The organism is Priestia koreensis, from assembly GCF_001274935.1.
Classification (GTDB): domain Bacteria; phylum Bacillota; class Bacilli; order Bacillales; family Bacillaceae_H; genus Bacillus_AG; species Bacillus_AG koreensis.
This window is the reverse complement of the sequence record NZ_LILC01000028.1, coordinates 1-1,327: the sequence shown is the minus strand read 5'-3', so window position 1 is coordinate 1,327 and position 1,327 is coordinate 1. Positions and strand designations below refer to the sequence as shown.

1 protein-coding gene and 1 pseudogene are annotated in these 1,327 nt (G+C 36.0%); both read right to left on the bottom strand.

Annotation, left to right across the window (positions count from 1 at the left end; translation table 11 throughout):
• A pseudogene (locus AMD01_RS23730) lies at positions 1-197 on the bottom strand (MBL fold metallo-hydrolase); the annotation flags it as partial.
• A gap of 285 nt (positions 198-482) precedes the next feature.
• A complete protein-coding gene (locus AMD01_RS18910) occupies positions 483-1,181 on the bottom strand; it encodes a hypothetical protein (RefSeq protein WP_053403016.1) in 699 nt (232 codons plus the stop codon).
• Positions 1,182-1,327 lie beyond the last annotated feature (146 nt).

Below are 1,327 nucleotides of genomic sequence, written 5' to 3'. Positions count from 1 at the left end.
GAAAGGATTTCCTCTGTCAACGGTTGAACCTTGTGTTTTACACCATTCTGTTCAAGTACATTTTTATTCGGATAAGGTACTTCACCATTAATGTACGTTAATTCTTTCTCGTGGGCATAAATAGGAATATCAAAATGCTGGATCCATTTTGCTGTACCTTGAATATGGTCACTATGGCCATGCGTTAACAAAATAGCTTAACGATTAATCATGCTGCAGACCGCGAATCAGTAAGAGATCTTATGAGCAAAGGGGAAGAAGGGTTTTCACTATAATCAAGTGATGTGGCAGATGCAGTAGCATATGCCATTAGCACACCTGAAACAGTAGCGGTAAGTGAAATCTTAATTCGCCCAACTAAACAAATGGTTTAATGAATAAAAATTAACCAGGATTCAACTAACACGAACGAAACAAGATGAGCAAAGGAGATTGCTCATCTTGTTAGCTTATCTATTGAGTTCGCTCATAAGGAAATTTCATTATTTTTCATAATAATAAGCAGTGGTCCAAGGATAATCTTTCCCTCTATTCTTGCACCACTGAACAAAATCATTTTCTTGTTCGCTTTCAAATTCTATCCAGTCATTCAACAGCTCTCTATAATAGTTGATATCGGTTTCAACTGTTTTCCTCCTTTGTTGACATTCCACTTTGTTATTTAGTAGCTGTAACGTAGAGATAAGGAGCAAATCTTCTTCGACATTGCCTAAGTACAAATCTTCAGATAAATGGTGAAATGAAAACCAAAGCGAATCAAAATGGAGATTAATTAGTTTCAGCACAGCTAACTGTTCACTTTTGCCACCAAGTTCAATTGCTTTGTTTAAGTATTCAATGCGATTTTCCGTTTGTAAAAACAGACCATACCACCTAAATGGTCTTGAATCCTTGGGATCTTTTTTCATCCAAGTATTCAGGATAGGCTTTAATACATTTTCTTCTAGTGGGTAAACGAGCAAGTGATGGATATGATCTGATCCTTCAAACAAGCCAAATAGCCAACAGACAAAATGCTCTCGTTTTTTCTCCTCCCATCCCGTTGCTTCATTTATAAAAGAAGATAGGTAGTTAAAAGATTCCTTTCGTAGCCCTTTTTCTTTAAGTAGACAAAACTTTTGAAAGATTGGATAGTCATCCAATCTTTCATCTTTCAAGACCTTTGTCATAATCTCTTCCATTCTTCACTTCCCACCTCGTATTAAGTACGTTAAACGTAAGGGATAATCCATGCTAGACTTGATTAGCTATCAGTCTCTATAAATAAACGCATATCGCTTGTATAAATCAGGATGATAAAACAGATCTTGTCCATGTGAAGATGAAA